The organism is Aquabacterium sp. UBA2148, from assembly GCF_002328915.1.
In the GTDB taxonomy this organism is placed as follows: Bacteria; Pseudomonadota; Gammaproteobacteria; order Burkholderiales; family Burkholderiaceae_C; genus Aquabacterium; species Aquabacterium parvum.
In genome coordinates this window covers 1-2,133 of record NZ_DCXA01000021.1, presented here as the reverse complement: position 1 = coordinate 2,133, position 2,133 = coordinate 1, and the positions used below count along the sequence as shown (strand labels likewise).

At 59.4% G+C, this 2,133-nt stretch carries 1 protein-coding gene; it reads right to left on the bottom strand.

What is annotated here, in order from left to right; all coding sequences use genetic code 11:
• Positions 1-1,108: 1,108 nt before the first annotated feature.
• Positions 1,109-2,071 carry an IS5 family transposase gene (locus B2W70_RS01270; RefSeq protein WP_286742134.1) on the bottom strand — a complete coding sequence of 321 codons (963 nt, stop codon included), beginning with the start codon at positions 2,069-2,071 and terminating at the stop codon, positions 1,109-1,111.
• Positions 2,072-2,133: the final 62 nt, after the last annotated feature.

Below are 2,133 nucleotides of genomic sequence, written 5' to 3'. Positions count from 1 at the left end.
CGCGAGGCGGGGGCTGCGGCGCTGTGCGGTCGGGCTTCAAGGGTGGTGGTCCCGCTTTCAGCGGGACTGCCCTGCGGTGCTCGACTCGATCAGGTGGCTGCGGAACTCGCCCCTTGCAGGGGCTCAAACAGTCCTCGCCATCCCCTTGGCTGCGCCAAGGGGCAACCTGATCGAATCTCCGCTCCTCGGCACCACCCAGGCGCCCGCCCACACAGCGCCTCCGCCCTTTTCCGCCTCGCTCGCCTCGTGCGACGTCTGAGTTCATGCGTGAGTGGGAGCGCTTGATACCGGCGCTGCTTGGCCTGCAATGGGTTTGGGGCGGCTTGCCGAGCTTTTTGGGTGGTGCGCCGAGCAATTTCAGTGGCACTCGGAGCCCTGAGTGCGGCGGGCCGAGTGCTCTGCTCGGCGTGCGGGGCTTTTTGCTCGACGGGCCGAGCTCGGAGCTCCGCGATTGCACCTCGTTGGGGCGCCAGCGGGTGCAGGAGCTCGGCGCTTGTCTGAAATTACTCGGATTGTGTCCGGAAAAGACTGGCGTGTGAGTGTTGGGGCTTGGGTTCTCGGTGATGGTGATCGCCTCGGTTGATTGCCGCTCGGCCAACAGCAGGTCCAGTTGTTGGCGAGGAAGTCGGTTCTGGAAGAATCGACCGAATGACGCGTGCGAGTATCCCGATCGCGCAAGGTTTGGACTCGCTACCTTGCTTTATTTTGCCACCGTGAGCAAGTGAGTATCAATAGCGTCTTTAAAACCCGCCAATTGGTATAAAACCCCAAAACAGAAACCAACGAGCCAGCATTCAGAACACCCAAAGATGGGCGCAAAGCACAATCAAGACAAACCCGGCAACCAGCGTCTCACAAATTCACCCCTCATCCCCTCACATCATCTGACCAACGATTCAAGAGACTTGCCCCATCCAGAACAAAATGCTAGCCTCGAAATTCAACATCTAAGGAAGGTCTGAACAACTCGTTTGCGAGGCAACAGGCGGCGTGATCGCTTCGACAAATGAGCCGAATGCATCGCAGACCAGCCCCCATGATGCTGAAACGCACGTCAAAGGGTGCGCGCCCCCCGCAAGAAACGCTGTTTCCTGGATTTTGGACGCACTCATGCCACGTCAGCCATCAGTTTGCCCCGCACCATCCACAGGTTGCTGAGCATGAACAAGGTCTTGATCTGCGCGGTGTTCTTGGCCAGCCCTCGGTAGCGCACCTTCACATGGCCGAACTGCTTCTTGACCACCCGAAACGGATGCTCGACCTTGGCGCGGATGCTCGCCTTGACGCGCTCAATCTTGTCAGTGATGGCCTGAACCGGGTCGTTCAAATCCAGGGCCTTGCGCTTGCCCGGCTTCATGGCCACATGCCAGTTCACATCGGCCTTGGCCTCTGGTCGTTTCTGCACGCCTTGATAGCCCGCATCGCCAAAGGCATCGTCTTCTTCACCGTGCAGCAGCTTGTGCGCCTGGGTCACGTCATTGACGTTGGCCGCCGTACCTTCCACGCTGTGCACCAGGCCAGAGTCGGCATCCACACCGATGTGCGCCTTCATGCCGAAGTACCACTGGTTGCCTTTCTTGGTCTGATGCATTTCGGGATCACGTTTGCCCTCTGCGTTCTTGGTCGAGCTTGGTGCCGAGATCAGCGTGGCATCGACCGCCGTGCCCGACTTCAGCAGCAGCCCTTTGTAGGCCAACAGGTCGTTGACGACACGCAGCATGTCGGTGGCCAGGTCATGCTTCTCCAGCAGGTGCCGGAACCGCAGAATCGTGCTCTCATCAGGCAGCCGATCAAGTACGCCATCGAGCTTGGCAAACTCGCGGTACACCGGCATGTCGTGCAGCGCCTCTTCCATCGCCGGATCACTCAGGCCAAACCATTGCTGCAGGTAGTGAATGCGCAGCATGGTCTCGATGGCAAAAGGCGGGCGGCCTGTCTTGGACTTGGGCCAATACGGCTCGACCACACCGACCAACACATCCCACGGCACCACCATGTTCATCTGCTCCAGGAACTCACGCTTGCGCGTCTTCTTGGTCGACAGGTTCAATCCCAGGCTGACTTGCTTCATGTCCTTGCGCAACGCATCAACTTGACGACATCATCATGCAAGACTCGCGCCCTGCAGGCGGG